The sequence below is a fragment of the Burkholderia sp. Ac-20379 genome (assembly GCF_017104645.1).
GTDB lineage: Bacteria > Pseudomonadota > Gammaproteobacteria > Burkholderiales > Burkholderiaceae > Burkholderia.
Window position 1 is genome coordinate 1 of record NZ_JAAGPF010000152.1, and the last position, 16,963, is coordinate 16,963.

Here is a 16,963-nt window from a genome sequence, read left to right on the forward strand (position 1 = left end):
CCCGGCGGCCCGGCGACGGCACCGCACCGGCTGCGGATGCGCCGCCGGCAGCGGACGCGGACGACTGAGCCGCCGGACGACGCAGGAAGTGGATGCCATGACGGTTGCTTATCTCGGTCTCGGCGCGAATCTCGGCGATGCGCGCCAGGCACTGAAGGATGCGGTGGTCTGCCTCGCGCAGCAGTGCGGCGCGGTCACCGTGCTCGGCAAATCGAGCCTTTATCGCACGGCCCCGATCGACGCGGGCGGCGACGATTACTACAACTGCGCGGTCAAGATCGAGACGCGGCTGCCGGCGCGCGAACTGCTGAAGCTGTGCCAGCAGATCGAGCACCACTTCGGCCGCGAGCGGCCGTTCCACAACGCGCCGCGCACGCTCGACATCGACATCCTGCTGTACGGCGACCACACGATCGACGAACCCGACCTGGTGGTGCCCCACCCGCGCCTCACGGGCCGCGCGTTCGTGCTGGTGCCGCTGATCGAGCTCGATCCGGCGCTCGCGATTCCGATCCACGGCAGCGCCCAGGCGTTCCTCACGGCCGTGGCCGATCAGCGCATCGAGAAGGTCCAGACCTGCCAATGCCTGATGGCGATGAAGGCCGCGAACGACAAAAGCCGCTGCCAATGAACGCAACGCCGCTGACCGTCACGCCGCCCGATTCGCGTCCGCCGCATCGCCATATCGCGATCGAAGGGCCGATCGGCGTCGGTAAGACCACGCTCGCGCAACTGATCGCCGAACGCTGGGCGATGCGCACGCTGCTCGAGCGCCCGCAGGACAACCCGTTTCTCGAACGCTTCTACCGCGAAGGCGCGCGCTACGCGCTGCCGGCGCAGCTGTCGTTCGCGCTGCAACGCGCGCAGCAGGCGCAGGAGCTGGCCGCGGCGCAATCGGCCGGCCTCGCGCTGGTGGCCGATTTCATGCCGCAGAAGAACGACATCTTCGCGCGGCTCACGCTCGGCGACGACGAATGGCAGTTGTATCGCACGCTCGCCGAACGGATCGACGTGCCGGCCCCGGCGCCCGGTCTGGTCGTCTATCTGCAGGCCAGCCCCGAAGTGCTGTACGCGCGCATCCAGAAGCGCGGCATCCCGATGGAATTGCAGATCGGCGACGCCTACCTGCGATCGCTGTGCGATGCCTACAACGAATTCTTCTACCACTACGACCGCACGCCGGTCCTCACCGTCGCGGCGGAACACCTGAATCCGCTCGACTCGCCTGACGACCTTGCACTGCTGATGACGCGCATCGAAACCATGCGCGGCCGCAAGGAATCCTTCGTCAAGGGCGGCGCCGACCGCTGAAGCGCGTCGGCGGCCGCCCGTGTTTCCTCACGAACCGGATCTCCCCATGACCTATCTCCAGGAATCGAGCCGACCGGCCGTTACCGTGCCGAAGCTGCAGCAGATGCGCGAGGCCGGCGACAAGATCGCGATGCTGACCTGCTACGACGCCAGCTTCGCGGCGCTGCTCGATCGCGCCGGCGTCGACGTGCTGCTGATCGGCGATTCGCTCGGCAACGTGCTGCAAGGCCAGACCACCACGCTGCCCGTCACGCTCGACGAGATCGCCTATCACACGGCCTGCGTCGCACGCGCCCAGCCGCGCGCGCTGATCGTGGCCGACCTGCCGTTCGGCACCTACGGCACGCCGGCCCAGGCGTTCGAGAGCTCGGTGAAGCTGATGCGCGCGGGCGCGCAGATGGTCAAGCTCGAGGGCGGCGAATGGCTGGCCGACACGGTGCGCTTCCTGGTCGAGCGCGCGATTCCGGTGTGCCCGCACCTCGGGCTCACGCCGCAATCGGTGCACGCGTTCGGCGGCTTCAAGGTGCAGGGCAAGACGGAAGCCGGCGCGGCGCAACTGCTGCGCGACGCGAAGGCGCTCGAACAGGCCGGCGGCCAGCTGATGGTGCTCGAGGCGGTGCCGACGCTGCTCGCCTCGGAGCTGACGCAATCGATCGCCACGCCGACGATCGGCATCGGCGCCGGCGCGAATTGCTCGGGCCAGGTGCTCGTGCTGCACGACATGCTCGGCGTGTTCCCCGGCAAGCGCCCGCGCTTCGTGAAGGATTTCATGCACGGCCAGCCGAGCATCTTCGCGGCGGTCGAAGCCTATGTGCGCGCCGTCAAGGACGGCAGCTTCCCCGGGCCCGAGCATTCGTTCTGACGCAGACGCTTCGCAGCGCATGAAAAAGCGCGACGCCCCGAAACGGGCGTCGCGCTTTTTTCATGGCACGGCGTTCGAGCTCAGCCGCGCCGCAACGTCGCCGCCACCGGACCGCGCAACGCGTTGCAGATCAACAGGCCGTCGGCGCGCGCCAGATCGTCGGGCGTCAGCACGCGCTCGCTGGCGCCGAAACCGGCATCGTCGAGCAGCGCCGCGCGCATCACGCCCGGCAGCAGGCCGCTGGCCAGCGGCGGCGTGACCCAGCGGCCGTCGAGCCGCACGAACAGGTTGCTGCGGCCGCCTTCGGTCAGCTCGCCGCGCTCGTTGACGAACAGCATGTCGAACGCACCGGCCGCTTCGGCCTCGCGCCAGGCGCGATCGTACTCGGCGCGGCGCGTGGTTTTGTGCGCGAGCAGCCAGTCCGCCGAATGCATCGGCGCGAAGCCGTGCTCGCTCGCCAGCAGCACCGTCACGGCAGGCGCGGCCAGCGGCGCGAGCGCGGCGCCCGTCAGCGCGAGCACGCCATCCTTCGACAGCGCCGCACGCACGCGATACGGGCCGTCGCCATCGAGCGCGGCGGCGTGCGCGTCGATCCGCGCCCGCACGGCCGTCGCATCGAACTCGAAACCGAGCGCCTCGGCGCTCGCACCGAGCCGCGCGAGATGGCGATCGAGATGGCGCACGCCATCGGCGCGCGTCGCCTGCATCGTTTCGAACAATTGGAAGCCGGGGTCGGCATCGGTCAGGAATCGCGCTTTCAATTCGCACTCCACATATTCATCGGCCGCCACGCTGTCGAGCACGATGCCCGCGCCGACGCCCATCGCGCCGGGCCGGCAGCCGTCCGCGCGCGGCGCGTCGAGCGTCAGCGTGCGGATCGTCACCGACAGGCAGAAATCGCCGCACGCGCTGCCGGCCGGCGCGGCGTCGAGCCAGCCGAGCGCGCCGGTGTACAGCCCGCGCGGCGTCGATTCGATCGTATCGATCAGCGCCATCGTGGCGTGCTTGGGCGCGCCCGTGATCGAGCCGCACGGGAACAGCGCCCGCAGCATGTCGGCGAACCCGGCGTCGGGCCGCGCCTCGGCCTCGACGGTCGAGGTCATCTGCCACACCGACGCATACGGCTCGATCGTGAACAGCGCCGGCACGCGCACCGAGCCCGTGACCGCGACGCGCGAGACGTCGTTGCGCAGCAGGTCGACGATCATCACGTTCTCGGCGCGGTTCTTCGCGTCGCTGGCGAGGAAGGCGGCGGCGCGCGCGTCGGCGTCGCGATCGGCCGAACGCGGCGCGGTGCCCTTCATCGGCCGCGTGCGCAACCGCTCGCCCGCCTTCTCGACGAACAGCTCGGGCGAACACGAGACGATCCAGCGCGCGTCGGGCAACGCGACCAGCGCGCCGTAGCGCACCGCCTGCCGCGCTCGCAGCCGCCGGTACAGCGCGAGCGGCGAGCCGTAGGCGTCGAAACCGAGCCGGTACGTGTAGTTGACCTGGTATGAATCGCCGGCGCGCAAGGCCGTGTGGATCGCATCGATCGCGGCGTCGAATTCGGCGCGCGTGACGCTCTTGCGCAGGCGCGCCACGCCGGCCGCGGAAGGCTCGGCCGCGCCGTTGTCGGCGGCGGCCAGCCAGGCGTCGGCCTCGTCGCGCGACAGCATCGCAAGCTCGCCGAACAACAGGAAACGCAACGGCTCGGCGCCGGCCACCCCGCGCTCGAGGTTGCGCCCGAACGCGTAATCGCCGAGCACGAGCGCATGCAGGCCGCTCGCGAGATCGGCCTGCACCGCCGCGCAGACGGCATCGAGTTGCGCGGGATCGGTACACGTCCGTTCGTGCGCGTAGCGCGTATACAAACGACTCGACCGCGCGGACGCGGTCGAGTGGCAGTCGTCGAGGAGCGCGAACGGCGCGCCCTCTTTCACGGTAGTCATGCTGACAAGATCGTCGGTGTTACTCGAAGAAGCTCTTCACGCGGTCGAACCAGCTCTTGCCCTGCGGGCTGTGACGGCCACCGCCCTCGGCCAGCGACTTCTCGAACTGCCGGAGCAGATCGCGCTGCGAATCGGTCAGCTTGACGGGCGTTTCGATCTGCACGTGCACGTAGAGATCGCCGGCGATGCTCGAGCGCAGGCCCTTGATGCCCTTGCCGCGCAGACGGAACGTCTTGCCCGACTGCGTGCCTTCCGGCACCGGGAACGAGGCGCGGCCGGCCAGCGTCGGCACTTCGATATCGCCGCCCAGCGCAGCCGTGGTGAACGCGATCGGCATCTGGCAGTGGAGATCGTCGCCGTCGCGCTCGAACACCGAGTGCGACTTGATGTGGATCTCGACATACAGATCGCCCGACGGCCCGCCGTTGATGCCGGGCTCGCCATTGCCTGCCGAACGGATCCGCATGCCGTCGTCGATGCCGGCCGGGATCTTCACTTCGAGCGTCTTGGTTTCCTTCACCTTGCCCGAGCCGTGGCAGTGCGCGCACGGATCGGGGATGTAGGTGCCGGTGCCGTGGCACTTCGGGCAGGTCTGCTGGATGCTGAAGAAGCCTTGCGACATGCGCACCGAGCCCTGGCCATGGCAGGTCGGGCAGGTGTCGGGCTTGGTGCCCGGCTTCGCGCCGCTGCCGTGACAGACTTCGCACGACACCCAGCTCGGCACGCGGATCTGCGTCTCGTAGCCGTGCGCGGCCTGTTCGAGCGTGATCTCCATGCTGTAGCGCAGGTCGGCGCCGCGATACACCTGCGGGCCGCCGCGGCCGCCGCGCGCGGCGCCGCCCGCGGCCTGACCGAAGATGTCGCCGAAGATGTCGCCGAATGCGTCGGCAAAACCGCCGAAGCCCTGTGCGCCGGCACCGCCCATGTTCGGATCGACGCCCGCATGGCCGTACTGATCGTACGCGGCCCGCTTCTGTTCGTCCGAGAGCATTTCATAGGCTTCCTTCCCCTCCTTGAAACGCTCTTCCGCATCCTTGTTGTCCGGATTGCGGTCGGGGTGGTACTTCATCGCGAGCTTGCGATATGCCTTCTTGATTTCGTCGTCGCTCGCGTTCTTCGCGACGCCCAGAACCTCGTAGTAATCCCGTTTCGCCATATCGGTAATGCCGCTACACGCGTTGCGCGAGCGGCTCCTCTCGCTTCCAGTAAAGTCTTGCGACCTGTAGAACGGCGCTGGCGCACCGTCCCGCTATAAAACAAATGTGCCCGGAGGGCCGCGAGGCCCGCCAGGCGCAGGGTGATCCGGGCCGTCCGGCAGTGACGGATCGAATCGGTGGCGGCCGTGCCGCGCGGCACGGCCGCGGCCCGACTTAGTCCTTCTTCACTTCCTTGAAGTCGGCGTCGACGACGTCGTCGGCCGCGTTCGCGGCACCCGCGTGGGCGCCTTCCGCACCGGCCGCACCGCTGGCTGCCGCGGCGCCTGCCTGCTGCGCCTGCATGTCGGCGTACATCTTTTCGCCGAGCTTCTGCGAGGCCGTCGACAGCGCTTCAACCTTCGCGTCGATCGCTTCCTTCTCGGCCGCGTGATCCTTCAGCACGTCTTCCAGATCCTTCAGCGCCGCTTCGATCTTTTCCTTTTCGCCCGCGTCGAGCTTGTCGCCGTATTCCGCGACCGCCTTCTTCGTGCTGTGAACCAGCGCGTCGCCCTGGTTACGGGCATCGGCACGCTCGCGCAGCTTCAGATCCTCGGCCGCGTTCGCTTCGGCGTCCTTGATCATCTGATCGATTTCAGCGTCGGACAGGCCCGAGTTCGCCTTGATCGTGATCTTGTTTTCCTTGCCGGTGGCCTTGTCCTTCGCGCCGACGTGCAGGATGCCGTTCGCATCGATGTCGAACGTCACTTCGATCTGCGGCACGCCGCGCGGGGCCGGCGGGATGCCTTCCAGGTTGAACTCGCCGAGCGCCTTGTTGCTGGCGGCCATCTCGCGTTCGCCCTGGTACACCTTGATCGTCACGGCGCCCTGGTTGTCGTCGGCCGTCGAGTAGACCTGAGCGTGCTTGGTCGGGATCGTGGTGTTCTTGCTGATCATCTTCGTCATCACGCCGCCGAGCGTTTCGATGCCGAGCGACAGCGGGGTCACGTCGAGCAGCAGCACGTCCTTGCGGTCGCCCGACAGCACCTGGCCCTGGATCGCCGCGCCAACCGCGACGGCTTCGTCCGGGTTCACGTCGCGGCGCGGATCCTTGCCGAAGAATTCCTTCACCTTCTCCTGCACCTTCGGCATGCGCGTCTGGCCGCCGACCAGGATCACGTCGTCGATGTCCGACACCTTGACGCCGGCATCCTTGATCGCGATGCGGCACGGCTCGATGGTGCGCTCGACCAGTTCCTCGACCAGCGCTTCCAGCTTGGCGCGCGTGATCTTCAGGTTCAAGTGCTTCGGACCCGATGCGTCGGCCGTGATGTACGGCAGGTTGATTTCGGTCTGCTGGCTCGACGACAGTTCGATCTTCGCCTTTTCAGCGGCTTCCTTCAGGCGTTGCAGCGCGAGCACGTCCTTCGACAGATCGACGCCCTGCTCCTTCTTGAACTCGCCGATGATGTAATCGATGATGCGCTGGTCGAAATCCTCGCCGCCGAGGAACGTGTCGCCGTTGGTCGACAGCACTTCGAACTGCATTTCGCCATCGACGTCGGCGATTTCGATGATCGAGACGTCGAACGTGCCGCCGCCCAGGTCATACACGGCGATCTTGCGGTCGCCCTTTTCGGCCTTGTCCAGGCCGAACGCGAGCGCGGCCGCGGTCGGCTCGTTGATGATCCGCTTGACTTCGAGGCCGGCGATGCGGCCCGCATCCTTGGTGGCCTGACGCTGGCTGTCGTTGAAGTACGCCGGCACCGTGATCACGGCTTCCGTGACGGTTTCGCCGAGGTAATCTTCGGCCGTCTTCTTCATCTTGCGCAGCACTTCGGCCGACACCTGCGGCGGCGCCAGCTTTTCGCCGTGCGCTTCGACCCAGGCGTCGCCGTTGTCGGCCTTGACGATCGCGTACGGCATCAGGCCGATGTCCTTCTGGACTTCCTTCTCTTCGAAGCGGCGGCCGATCAGGCGCTTGACCGCGAACAGGGTGTTACGGGGGTTGGTCACCGATTGACGCTTGGCCGGCGCGCCGACCAGCACTTCGTTGTCGTCCATGTAAGCGATGATCGACGGCGTGGTGCGGGTGCCTTCCGAATTCTCGATGACCTTGACCTGGTTGCCTTCCATGACGGCCACGCACGAGTTCGTGGTGCCGAGGTCAATACCGATGATCTTTCCCATTTTTCGTAATCTCCAGAAACGCTGTTTGCTGCGGCTTTTCGGGGCTTTTTCCCGGTTTGCCGCGCCGAATTCAACTCTGCACACGAAATAGGTGCGGCCGCGCCGTTTTCAAGACCCCGAACGCGATGCGGCTATTCAATTTTTTCAATCGCCGACGGCGCGCGGCCGGACAGCGATCGAGGGCCGGAATAATCCGACCCCGATAAACGACAACGGGCAAGCGAGGAAACGACGCGCGGGGCGATCCATACCGGGCCAGCCGGCGGCATCGCCTTGCGGTTCGCGGCAGGCGAACCGGCTTCATCGCGGCGCGGATCAGGACCCACGCGCCGCCGGCCGGTTTTTACCGGCCTCCCCAAACCTGAGGGGCGCGCTCGGGGCGCGCCGCCTTCCTTTCTGCTGACTGCGTTACTTCGGCTGCGCGACCGTGACGAGCGCCGGACGCAGCACGCGGTCGGCAATCGTATAGCCCTTTTGCAACACGCTGACGACCGTGTTCGCTTCCTGATCGGCCGGCACCATCGAGATGGCCTGGTGCTGATGCGGATCGAATTTCGCGCCCACCGGGTTGATCACGTTCACGCGGCCCTTTTCGAGCGCGTTGTTGAGCTGGCGCAGCGTCAGCTCGACGCCTTCGCGGATCTTCGCGACGTCGTCCGACGTATCGCCGACGGCCGCCTCGAGGCTGTCGATCACCGGCAGCAGGTGCTCGGCGAAGCTTTCGATGGCGAACTTGTGCGCCTTGGCGACGTCTTCCTGCGCGCGGCGGCGCGCGTTTTCGGTTTCGGCCTTCGCGCGCAGGAAGTGCTCCTGCAGCTCGGCGACCTTGGCTTGCGCTTCGGCCAGCGCGGCGTCGGCTTCGGCGGCCTGAGGCACGTCGGCTTGAGCCGGTTGAGCGGCCTGCGCGTCGCGGCCGGTTTCGTCGGCCGGTTGAGCAGCCGGATTCTCTTGCGTGTTTTCCATGTCGCTGAAATCGATTGGGTGAATGAAAGCCAGCCCGGCGGCACGCTGCGGACAAGGCCAGCGGCCTGCCTGCCGGACAACAGGAGCCCACGTAGGGCCGAAAACAACAATTTCAAGAGGGTCTTTCGGCGATTTGTGCCGGCGCGGGCCAAACCGGCTCGAAACCGCCCGTAACAACCGTTACCGAGCCCCGACTGGATCGGCCCCGGACGCTGCACTACACTGCGTCTCAGGCTGCCAGGGCAACCCCGGATGCCGCCCGAATCGTCGGATCATTCCGATCGAAACACGGCGCGCGCACCGCTCGCCGGCCGCCGCCCATCGATCGCGGACCCGTTCCGCTCGCCGTCCCAAGGGGAGTACCGTGAAATTGACCTTTGCCATATCGGTGGTCGCGCTGGTACTCGTGGCCGGCACCACCACCATCTGCATGTCGGGCGCCGTGACCGATCGCACCACCGAATACGGCAGCGCGCGGGCGACCTTCGAGCAGATCTTCAGCGGCCATTCGAAAGTTTGTCGATGATCCGGCGGTCGCGCTTGGTCGGGCGGCCGTGCATCTCGGCGGCCGGCTCGCGATAATGCCGCCGCCGATCGAGTTCGGCAAGCCGTTTCGCCCGCCCCTCCTGGGTTTCCGCATACAAGGTTTGTGCGATCGTGGCCGGGCCGCGCAGGTCGCAAATGCCGAGCACCTCCACCTGCCAGACCACCGTTTCGATCGTGATTTCCACGCGATCGCCCACCCGCACGTCCTTCGACGGCTTGACGGCCGCGCCGCCGATCCGCACCCGGCCCTTCTCGACGGCATCCGAAGCGAGCGAGCGCGTCTTGAAGAAGCGCGCCGCCCAGAGCCATTTGTCGATCCGCAGCTTGGCGCCCGGTTCGGTCGAAATCCGGTAATCCATCAGTGTGATCCCGCTCCGTGAACGTGGATGAAGGGCGGCCGCATCAGGCGGCCGTCTCGGCCGGCGCCGCCACGCGAGCCGGCCAGCCCTGCAGGTTTTCCGCGACGATCTGGCCCAGCGCGTCGATCCAGGCCGGCGCTGCGTTCAGGCACGGAATGCGGTGGAACGCGCCGCCGCCGGCCTGCAGAAATTCGTCGCGCACTTCCATGCCGATTTCCTCGATGGTTTCGAGGCAATCGGATGTGAAGCCGGGGCAGAACACGTCGGCGCGCTTGACGCCGGCCGCGCCGAGTTCGTGCAGCGTCGGCGCCGTGTACGGCTGCAGCCATTCGGCCTTGCCGAAGCGCGACTGGAACGTGACGCGGCATTCGAGCGAACCGAGGCCGAGCGCGGCCATCAGCAGCGCGGCCGTTTGCTGGCACTGATCATGGTACGGATCGCCGAGATCGAGCGTGCGCTTGGGCACGCCGTGGAAACTGAGCACCAGCTTGTCGCCGGCCGCGAAATCGGGGCGGCCGTGCTCGGCCCAGTAATGCCGCACCTGTTCGGCCAGCGCGTGAATATAGGCGGGATGGTCGGCGTAGTGGCGCACCGTGCGCACTTCGAGCTGGTTGCGCATGCGCCCCAGCGCGGCGAACGCCGCGTCGAACGCGGTGGCCGTGGTGGACGACGAATACTGAGGATACAGCGGCATCAGCAGGACGCGTTCCGCGCCCGCGTGCTTCAACTGGCCGAGCACGGTGCTGATGTCGGGCGTGCCGTAGCGCATCGCGTAATCGATCATCACCTGATAGCCGTTGGCGGCGAACAGCGGCCGCAGGCCCTCGACCTGCCGCTCGGTGTGCACGCGCAGCGGCGAGCCCTCGGGCGTCCAGACCGACGCATACTTCTTCGCCGAGGCGCGCGAGCGGAACGGCAGGATCAGCCCACGCAGGATCGGCTGCCAGGCGAGCGCCGGAATTTCCACCACGCGGGGATCGGACAGGAATTGCGCCAGATAGCGCCGCACGGCGCCCGGCGTGGGCGCGTCGGGCGTGCCGAGATTGACGAGCAGGACAGCGACGCGACGCGCCGGCGCATGTTGCGACGGCGGTTCGAGATCAAAACGCATGAACGGGAATGTGCATGAGCACCGGATCGAACGAGCCTCATTATAGCGACGGCCCGTGGCCCGGCGGCGCGGCCCGGCGAAAGGCCGACGCGCCAATCGGGGCAATAGCGGACGGCTTACTGGTTGCCGCTCAGCGTCAGCGACAGGAGCCGCGCCGTGATGTCGACGATCGGGATCACGCGGTTGTAGGCCATGCGCGTGGGGCCGATCACGCCGAGCGTGCCGACGATCTTGCCGTTCACCTCGTACGGCGCGGTGACGACGCTCATCTCGTCGATCGGCACCAGCGTGGATTCGCCGCCGATGAAGATCTGCACGCCCTGCGCGTGGCTCGACACGTCGAGCAGCTGAAGCAGGCTGGTTTTCTGGTCGAACACGTCGAACAGCTTGCGCAGCCGCGCCATGTCGGACGACAGATCGGCCACCTCGAGCAGATTGCGCTCGCCCGAGATCAGCAGCGTGTCCTCGTCGTCGGGCGTTTCGGTGCTGGCCGTGACGGCCGCGTGCATCAACGCGGTCATGTCGTCGCGCAGCGCGTCGATTTCCTCGCGCAGGCGGCGGCGCACCTCGTCGAACGACAGCCCGGCGAAATTGGCGTTGATATAGTTCGAGGCCTCGGTCAGCTGCGACGGCGAATAGTCGCGCTGGGTGGCCATCATGCGGTTCTGCACGTCGCCCTCGGGCGTGACGATGATCAGCAGGATCCGTTTGTCGGACAGCCGCATGAACTCGATCTGCTTGAACATGTGGCTGCGGCGCGGCGTGAGCACCACGCCGGCGAACTGCGACAGGTTCGACAGCACGCTGGCGGCGGCCGCCACCACCTTCTGCTGCGGCTCGCCCGCCTGCAGCGTGGTTTGCACGAGCCGCGTGAGCGCGTCGCTGTCGATCGGCGATTCGACCGACAGCATGGTGTCGACGAACAGCCGGTAGCCGCGCGGCGTCGGCACGCGCCCGGCCGAGGTGTGCGGGCTCGAAACGAGGCCGAGCTCCTCCAGATCGGACATCACGTTGCGGATGGTGGCCGGGCTCAGCTCGAGACCGGAATACCGGGACAACGTGCGCGAGCCGACCGGCTGACCGTCGGCGATATACCGTTCGATCAGGGTTTTCAGGAGGGTGCGTGCGCGGGGATCTAACATGGTCGAAAATTCTAGCGCAAGCGCGCGGCGCCCGCGAGGGTTGCGGGGCCGGGCCGCAGTTGGCCGCCCGGCCGGTTCCTTTTCGTCATCCAGCTATGGTGTAATGCCGCCATGAATACCGGCAACCAGTTCCAGACCGTGGCGCTCGTCGGGCGCAGCAACACCCCCGGCATCGCCGAACCGCTCGCCGCGCTGGCCGCCGCCATCGCGAAGCGGGGGCTCGAGGTCGTCTTCGAGGCCGCCACCGCGCAAGAATACGGCATCGCCGGCCATCCGGCGCTGACTCCGACCGAAATCGGCGCGCGCGCCGACGTCGCGATCGTGCTCGGCGGCGACGGCACGATGCTCGGCATCGGCCGCCAACTCGCGCCCTATCGCACCCCGCTGATCGGCATCAACCACGGCCGGCTGGGCTTCATCACCGACATCTCGGCCTCCGAGATGCTCGAATCGGTGCCGCTGATGCTGTCGGGCGCCTTCGAGCGCGAGGAGCGCACGCTGCTCGAGGCGCGCATCGTCCGCAACGGCGAGCCGATCTATCACGCGCTGGCCTTCAACGACGTGGTGGTGAACCGCAGCGGCTTCTCCGGCATGGCCGAGCTGCGCGTGTCGGTGGACGGCCGCTTCATGTACAACCAGCGCTCGGACGGCCTGATCGTGGCCACCCCCACCGGCTCCACGGCCTATGCGCTGTCGTCGGCCGGGCCGATCCTGCATCCGCAACTGCAGGGCATCGTGCTGGTGCCGATCGCCCCGCACGCGCTGTCGAACCGGCCGATCGTGCTGCCCGACGACGTCAAGGTCGGCATCCAGATCATCGGCGGGCGCGACGTCAACGTGAACTTCGACATGCAGTCGTTCACCGCGCTGCAACTGAACGACACCATCGAGGTGCGCCGCTCGCGCCACACGGTGCCGTTCCTGCATCCGGTCGGCTACAGCTACTACACGACGCTGCGCAAGAAGCTGCACTGGAACGAACATCCGTCGCACGACGACGATCCGGAATCCTGACGCGGCCGCGCCACTCACCATGCTCCGCCATCTCTCGATCCGCGACTTCGTCATCGTCGCCGCGCTCGATCTCGAATTCGACACCGGCTTCAGCGTGTTCTCCGGCGAAACCGGCGCCGGCAAGTCGATCCTGATCGATGCGCTGGCGCTCGCGCTCGGCGAGCGCGCCGACGCCAGCGTCGTGCGCGCCGGCTGCCAGCGCGCCGACATCACCGCCGAATTCACGCCGCACGACCGCGTCGCGCAATGGCTCGACGTGCACGCGTTCGACGCCGACGACGTGGTCATGCTGCGCCGCGTCATCGACGCCAACGGCCGCTCGCGCGCGTTCATCAACGGCACCAGCGCCACGCTCTCGCAACTGCGCGAGCTCGGCGAGATGCTGGTGGACGTGCACGGCCAGCACGCGCACCAGTTGCTGATGCGGCCCGACGCCCAGCGCGAGATGTTCGACACGCACGCGGGCCTGACGGCCGACGCGGCCGCCGTCGCGCGCGGCTGGCGTGCCTGGCGCGCCGCGCTCCATCAGATCGAGGTCGCGCAAACCCACGAGCGCGAATTGCAGCTCGAACGCGAGAAGCTGGCCTGGCAGTTGGCCGAACTCGACAAGCTCGCGCCGCAACCGGGCGAATGGGACGAGGTCAACAACGAGCACGGCCGCCTCACGCATGCGGCGAACCTCAGCGAAGGCGTGCAGGGCGCGCTGCTGGCGATCTCCGAATCGGACGAATCGATGCTCGCGCACCTCGGCGCGATCCTCTCGAAAGTGCGCCATCTGGCCTCGCTCGACCCGACGCTCAACGACGTGCTGGCCTCGCTCGATCCGGCCGAAATCCAGTTGCGCGAAGCGTCGTACTCGCTGTCGCACTACGCGCAGCGGCTCGAACTCGATCCGGGCCGGCTCGCGCAGGTCGAGATGCGGCTCGACGCGCTGCATTCGGCCGCGCGCCGTTTCCGGCTGCCGCCCGAAACGCTGCACGACGAACACATGGCGCGCCGCGAGCAACTGGCCGCGCTCGACGCCGCGGCCGATCTGACCAACCTGCAGGTCGCGGCCGACCGTGCGCGCGACGCCTATCTGGACGACGCGCGCACGCTGTCGGCGGCGCGCGCCGATGCGGCCGCCGCGCTTGGCGGCGCGGTCACGGCCGCGATGCAGGAGTTGTCGATGGCCGGCGGCAGTTTCGACGTGACGCTGGTGCCGCTCGCCGAAGGCGGCGCGCACGGCCTCGAACAGATCGAATTCCGCGTGGCCGGCCATCCGGGCGTGCCGTTGCGTCCGCTGGCGAAGGTCGCCTCGGGCGGCGAACTGGCGCGCATCAGCCTCGCGCTCGCGGTGATCGCCAGCTCGGCCAGCCTCACGCCCACGCTGATCTTCGACGAAGTGGATACCGGCATCGGCGGCGGCGTGGCCGAGGTGGTCGGACGGCTGCTGCACCAGTTGGGACGCGACCGCCAGGTGCTGTGCGTGACCCACCTGCCGCAGGTGGCCGCACGCGGCGATCATCACTTCCAGGTGGCCAAGGGCCAGGACGGCACGGGCGGCACCGTCTCGACGGTCACGCCGCTCGACCGCGCGAGCCGCGTCGAGGAAGTCGCGCGCATGCTCGGCGGCCTCGAAATCACGGCCACCACGCGCAAGCACGCCAAGGAAATGCTGGCCGCCTGACGCCGAGGCGGCCGAGAACCGGCGCCGGCGCTCATGCGGCCGGTGCGTTCGGCCTCAGCCCGCGGCGTCCTCCGCCGCGGCTGGCGTCACCGCGCCGAACACCCGCGCCCACAGCGCCTGCACGGCCGCGCGCTCGGCCTCGACCGTCTCGCCCTGCACGCGCGCCTTCTCCATGCCGTCGAGCCGCAACTGGTGCTGGCGCTTGCGATAGAACCGGTAGGCGGCGCCCACCGTCTCGGCCTCGGTGTCGTCCATCAGGCCGAAGCGCGCCACCTCGCGCAGCAGCGCGATATTGCCGGTGTTGCGGATCAGGGCCGGGTCGCGCGCCGCATGCAGCAGCACCCAGTACTGGACGATGAACTCGATGTCGACCATCCCGCCGCGATCGTGCTTGAGGTCGAACAGCGCGCTCGCGTTCGGATGACCGGCCGCCACCTTGTCGCGCATTCCCACAATCTCGCGCGCCAGCAGCTCGCCGTCGCGCGGCGTGGTCAGCACCTGCTCGCGGATCGCCTCGAACGCCGCGCCGATCTCCGGATCGCCCGCGCTGAAACGCGCGCGCGTGAGCGCCTGATGCTCCCAGACCCACGCGGTGTTCGCGCCGTCGCCCTCGCGCAGCTGATAGCGGCGGAACGCGTCGAGATCGGTGACGAGCAGCCCCGCCTCGCCGTTCGGCCGCAGCCGCAGGTCGAGATCGAACAGCGCGCCGGCGCCGGTGGCCGTGGTCAGCCAGGTGATCAGGCGGCGCGTGTAGGTGGTGTAGACGTCGGCGGCGCGGTCGTCCGGATCGTCGTAGAGGAAGATCACGTCGAGATCCGACGCGTAGCCCAGCTCCTTGCCGCCGAGCTTGCCGTAGGCGATCACGGCGAAGCGCGGCGCGTCGCGATGGCGCTTCGCCAGTTGCGACCAGACCACCTCGAGCGTCACGTCGAGCACGGCGTCGGCCAGCTCCGAGAGCCGGTCGCTGACGTGCTCGACCGACAGCTTGCCGGCCAGATCGATCAGCAGGATCCGGAACACCTCCGCGTGCTGCGCGTGGCGCAGCAGGTCCATCTGCTGTTCCACGCCGTCGGCGGCGGCCAGCCGTGCGCGCAGCGTGTCCTTGAACAGCGCCAGGTCGAACGGGCTGGCGATCGCCTCGTCGTCGAGCAGTTCGTCGAGCAGCTGCGGATGGCGGATCAGGTAGCTGCCGCCCCAGCGCGTCGCGCCGAGCACCGACAGCACGCGCTCCAGCGCGGCCGGGTATTCGGTCAGCAGCGCCAGGTAGGCGCCGCGCCGGCCGACCGTCTCGAGCAGATCGAAGAAGCGGATCACGGTGTCGCCGCGGTGCGCGGCATCGATGCCGGGCGCCGCGTCGAGCGCGCGCTTGGCGACGCGGTCGAAGCGCTGCCGGCTGCTTTCGGGCAGCCCGGCGTAGCGCGACGAGCGCCAGACGCCGCGCAGCCGCGCCAGCACCGCCGCCGGATCGTCGAAACCGAGGCTCGACAGGCGCGCGAGCAGCGCATCGTCCTCGCCGTCGTCGGCCAGCGCCTCGCTCCAGACCCAGGCGGACGCGCCCTCGTCGCCATTGCCGTTGCCGCCCGGCTCGTCGGCCAGCCGTTTCGAGAAGATCTGGTCGAACTGCGCCTCGACGAAGCTGCGGTGGCGATCGAGTTCGGCCAGCAGCGCGGCGTAGTCGGCATAGCCGAGCGAGGCGGCGAGCGCCGCGCGATCGTCGGCGTCGACCGGCATCGCGTGGGTTTGCGCGTCGTTACGGTATTGCAGGCGGTGCTCGATCACGCGCAGGAACCGGTAGGCCTCGGCAAAGCGCTCGGCCACCTCGGCGGCCACCAGCCCGCGCGCGACGGCGTGCTCCAGCACGGCCAGCGTGGGCCGGATCCGGAAATCGGCATCCTGGCCGCCGCGAATCAACTGGAACACCTGCGCGCTGAATTCGATCTCGCGGATGCCGCCGCGGCCGAGCTTGATGTCGTCGGCCTTGTCGGGGCGCATCGAGGCGCGCCGCTGCGCTTCCTGGCGGATCTGGCTGTGCAGCGAGCGGATCGCGCCGATCACGCCGAAATCGAGATAGCGCCGGTAGACGAACGGCTTGACGATCGCATCGAGCTGTTTGGCCAGACGCTGCGCGGGCTCGCTGTCGGGCTCCGACACGAGCCGCCCCTTGATCCACGCGTAGCGCTCCCATTCGCGGCCCTGCACGTAGAAGTATTCCTCCAGCATGCCGAGGCTGCAGACCAGCGGGCCGGAATCGCCGTTCGGGCGCAGCCGCATGTCGACGCGGAACACGTAGCCGTCGGCGGTGGCGTCGGACATCACGCCGATCAGGCGCCGGCCGAGCCGCGTGAAATATTCCTGGGTGGCCAGCGCGGCGCGCGTGCCGCCGGCCGTCTCGCCGTCGTCTTCGTACACAAAGATCAGATCGATGTCGGACGAGACGTTCAGTTCGCGCCCGCCGAGCTTGCCCATGCCGACCACGCCGAGCGTCAGGCGCTCGCCCGCCGGCCCGCGCGGCTCGCCGTAGAGCGCCTCGAGTTCGGCCGACAGCACGGCCAGCGAGCGCTGCAGCGTGGCTTCGGCCAGATCGGTCATCGCGCCGGTGACTTCGGCGACGTCGGCCAGCCCGGCCAGATCGCGCTCGGCCACCGCGCCGAACACCTCGATGCGCAACTGCCGCAACGCGCGGCGCAGCGGCTCCTCGCCGACAGGGCGGCCCGGCCCGCCCGCGGCGGCGG

At 68.4% G+C, this 16,963-nt stretch carries 14 protein-coding genes; 6 read left to right on the forward strand and 8 right to left on the reverse strand.

The window, feature by feature from the left end; genetic code table 11:
* Nucleotides 1-97: 97 nt before the first annotated feature.
* Genes folK through panB form a run of 3 tightly spaced genes read left to right on the forward strand, consistent with a single transcriptional unit; the run spans nucleotide 98 to nucleotide 2,173 of the window.
* Nucleotides 98-631: a 2-amino-4-hydroxy-6-hydroxymethyldihydropteridine diphosphokinase gene (folK, locus tag G3N92_RS19325; protein WP_206129134.1), complete on the forward strand. Its 534-nt coding sequence runs from the start codon at nucleotides 98-100 to the stop codon at nucleotides 629-631.
* The gene (locus tag G3N92_RS19330; RefSeq protein ID WP_206129135.1) at nucleotides 628-1,311 is read left to right on the forward strand and encodes a deoxynucleoside kinase; all 684 of its coding nucleotides are present in this window, start codon (nucleotides 628-630) and stop codon (nucleotides 1,309-1,311) included. Before folK ends, G3N92_RS19330 begins: the two co-directional genes overlap by 4 nt.
* Nucleotides 1,312-1,357: 46 nt before the next feature.
* On the forward strand, nucleotides 1,358-2,173 hold the full coding sequence (gene panB / locus G3N92_RS19335) for a 3-methyl-2-oxobutanoate hydroxymethyltransferase (RefSeq protein ID WP_206129136.1): 816 nt from the start codon (nucleotides 1,358-1,360) through the stop codon (nucleotides 2,171-2,173).
* Nucleotides 2,174-2,253: 80 nt separating this feature from the next.
* Here the strand turns inward: panB and pabB are convergent, their stop codons facing one another.
* From pabB to grpE, 4 genes are all read right to left on the reverse strand, one after another.
* Nucleotides 2,254-4,104, reverse strand: coding sequence for an aminodeoxychorismate synthase component I (pabB, locus tag G3N92_RS19340; RefSeq protein ID WP_206129137.1), 1,851 nt, complete (start codon nucleotides 4,102-4,104; stop codon nucleotides 2,254-2,256).
* A 19-nt stretch (nucleotides 4,105-4,123) separates the two neighbouring features.
* The gene (gene dnaJ, locus G3N92_RS19345; protein ID WP_206129138.1) at nucleotides 4,124-5,260 is read right to left on the reverse strand and encodes a molecular chaperone DnaJ; all 1,137 of its coding nucleotides are present in this window, start codon (nucleotides 5,258-5,260) and stop codon (nucleotides 4,124-4,126) included.
* Nucleotides 5,261-5,474: 214 nt separating this feature from the next.
* Entirely contained in the window at nucleotides 5,475-7,427 is a 1,953-nt protein-coding gene (gene dnaK, locus G3N92_RS19350) for a molecular chaperone DnaK (protein WP_206129139.1), read from the reverse strand.
* A 408-nt stretch (nucleotides 7,428-7,835) separates the two neighbouring features.
* A complete protein-coding gene (grpE, locus tag G3N92_RS19355; protein ID WP_206129140.1) occupies nucleotides 7,836-8,390 on the reverse strand; it encodes a nucleotide exchange factor GrpE in 555 nt (184 codons plus the stop codon).
* A gap of 364 nt (nucleotides 8,391-8,754) precedes the next feature.
* On the opposite strand from grpE, the gene G3N92_RS19360 reads away from it, so the two are divergent.
* Nucleotides 8,755-8,916, forward strand: a complete 162-nt coding sequence (locus G3N92_RS19360) for a hypothetical protein (RefSeq protein ID WP_206129141.1) — start codon at nucleotides 8,755-8,757, stop codon at nucleotides 8,914-8,916.
* Here the strand turns inward: G3N92_RS19360 and G3N92_RS19365 are convergent.
* From G3N92_RS19365 to hrcA, 3 genes are all read right to left on the reverse strand, one after another.
* Complete coding sequence (locus tag G3N92_RS19365) at nucleotides 8,888-9,295, reverse strand: RNA-binding S4 domain-containing protein (protein WP_206129142.1); 408 nt, start codon at nucleotides 9,293-9,295, stop codon at nucleotides 8,888-8,890. The two genes, G3N92_RS19360 and G3N92_RS19365, sit on opposite strands and share 29 nt — an antisense overlap.
* A 43-nt stretch (nucleotides 9,296-9,338) precedes the next feature.
* Entirely contained in the window at nucleotides 9,339-10,406 is a 1,068-nt protein-coding gene (gene hemH, locus G3N92_RS19370; RefSeq protein ID WP_206129143.1) for a ferrochelatase, read from the reverse strand.
* A 116-nt stretch (nucleotides 10,407-10,522) separates the two neighbouring features.
* Nucleotides 10,523-11,548: a heat-inducible transcriptional repressor HrcA gene (gene hrcA, locus G3N92_RS19375; RefSeq protein ID WP_206129144.1), complete on the reverse strand. Its 1,026-nt coding sequence runs from the start codon at nucleotides 11,546-11,548 to the stop codon at nucleotides 10,523-10,525.
* Between the two features lie 111 nt (nucleotides 11,549-11,659).
* On the opposite strand from hrcA, the gene G3N92_RS19380 reads away from it, so the two are divergent.
* Together G3N92_RS19380 and recN are read left to right on the forward strand one after the other, a co-directional pair.
* Nucleotides 11,660-12,562, forward strand: a complete 903-nt coding sequence (locus G3N92_RS19380) for an NAD kinase (protein ID WP_206129145.1) — start codon at nucleotides 11,660-11,662, stop codon at nucleotides 12,560-12,562.
* 19 nt (nucleotides 12,563-12,581) lie between these two features.
* Nucleotides 12,582-14,231: a DNA repair protein RecN gene (gene recN / locus G3N92_RS19385; RefSeq protein WP_206129146.1), complete on the forward strand. Its 1,650-nt coding sequence runs from the start codon at nucleotides 12,582-12,584 to the stop codon at nucleotides 14,229-14,231.
* Nucleotides 14,232-14,285: 54 nt separating this feature from the next.
* Here the strand turns inward: recN and glnE are convergent.
* Nucleotides 14,286-16,963, reverse strand: a 2,678-nt coding sequence (glnE, locus tag G3N92_RS19390; RefSeq protein WP_206129147.1) for a bifunctional [glutamate--ammonia ligase]-adenylyl-L-tyrosine phosphorylase/[glutamate--ammonia-ligase] adenylyltransferase, incomplete at its 5' end; no start/stop codon positions are given.

What these genes read in the sequence shown, in the direction of transcription:
- folK (WP_206129134.1), top strand. Translation starts at nt 98, where the DNA reads ATGACGGTTGCTTATCTCGGTCTCGGCGCGAATCTCGGCGATGCGCGC.
- G3N92_RS19330 (WP_206129135.1), top strand. Translation starts at nt 628, where the DNA reads ATGAACGCAACGCCGCTGACCGTCACGCCGCCCGATTCGCGTCCGCCG.
- panB (WP_206129136.1), top strand. Translation starts at nt 1,358, where the DNA reads ATGACCTATCTCCAGGAATCGAGCCGACCGGCCGTTACCGTGCCGAAG.
- pabB (WP_206129137.1), bottom strand. Translation starts at nt 4,104, where the DNA reads ATGACTACCGTGAAAGAGGGCGCGCCGTTCGCGCTCCTCGACGACTGC.
- dnaJ (WP_206129138.1), bottom strand. Translation starts at nt 5,260, where the DNA reads ATGGCGAAACGGGATTACTACGAGGTTCTGGGCGTCGCGAAGAACGCG.
- dnaK (WP_206129139.1), bottom strand. Translation starts at nt 7,427, where the DNA reads ATGGGAAAGATCATCGGTATTGACCTCGGCACCACGAACTCGTGCGTG.
- grpE (WP_206129140.1), bottom strand. Translation starts at nt 8,390, where the DNA reads ATGGAAAACACGCAAGAGAATCCGGCTGCTCAACCGGCCGACGAAACC.
- G3N92_RS19365 (WP_206129142.1), bottom strand. Translation starts at nt 9,295, where the DNA reads ATGGATTACCGGATTTCGACCGAACCGGGCGCCAAGCTGCGGATCGAC.
- hemH (WP_206129143.1), bottom strand. Translation starts at nt 10,406, where the DNA reads ATGCGTTTTGATCTCGAACCGCCGTCGCAACATGCGCCGGCGCGTCGC.
- hrcA (WP_206129144.1), bottom strand. Translation starts at nt 11,548, where the DNA reads ATGTTAGATCCCCGCGCACGCACCCTCCTGAAAACCCTGATCGAACGG.
- G3N92_RS19380 (WP_206129145.1), top strand. Translation starts at nt 11,660, where the DNA reads ATGAATACCGGCAACCAGTTCCAGACCGTGGCGCTCGTCGGGCGCAGC.
- recN (WP_206129146.1), top strand. Translation starts at nt 12,582, where the DNA reads ATGCTCCGCCATCTCTCGATCCGCGACTTCGTCATCGTCGCCGCGCTC.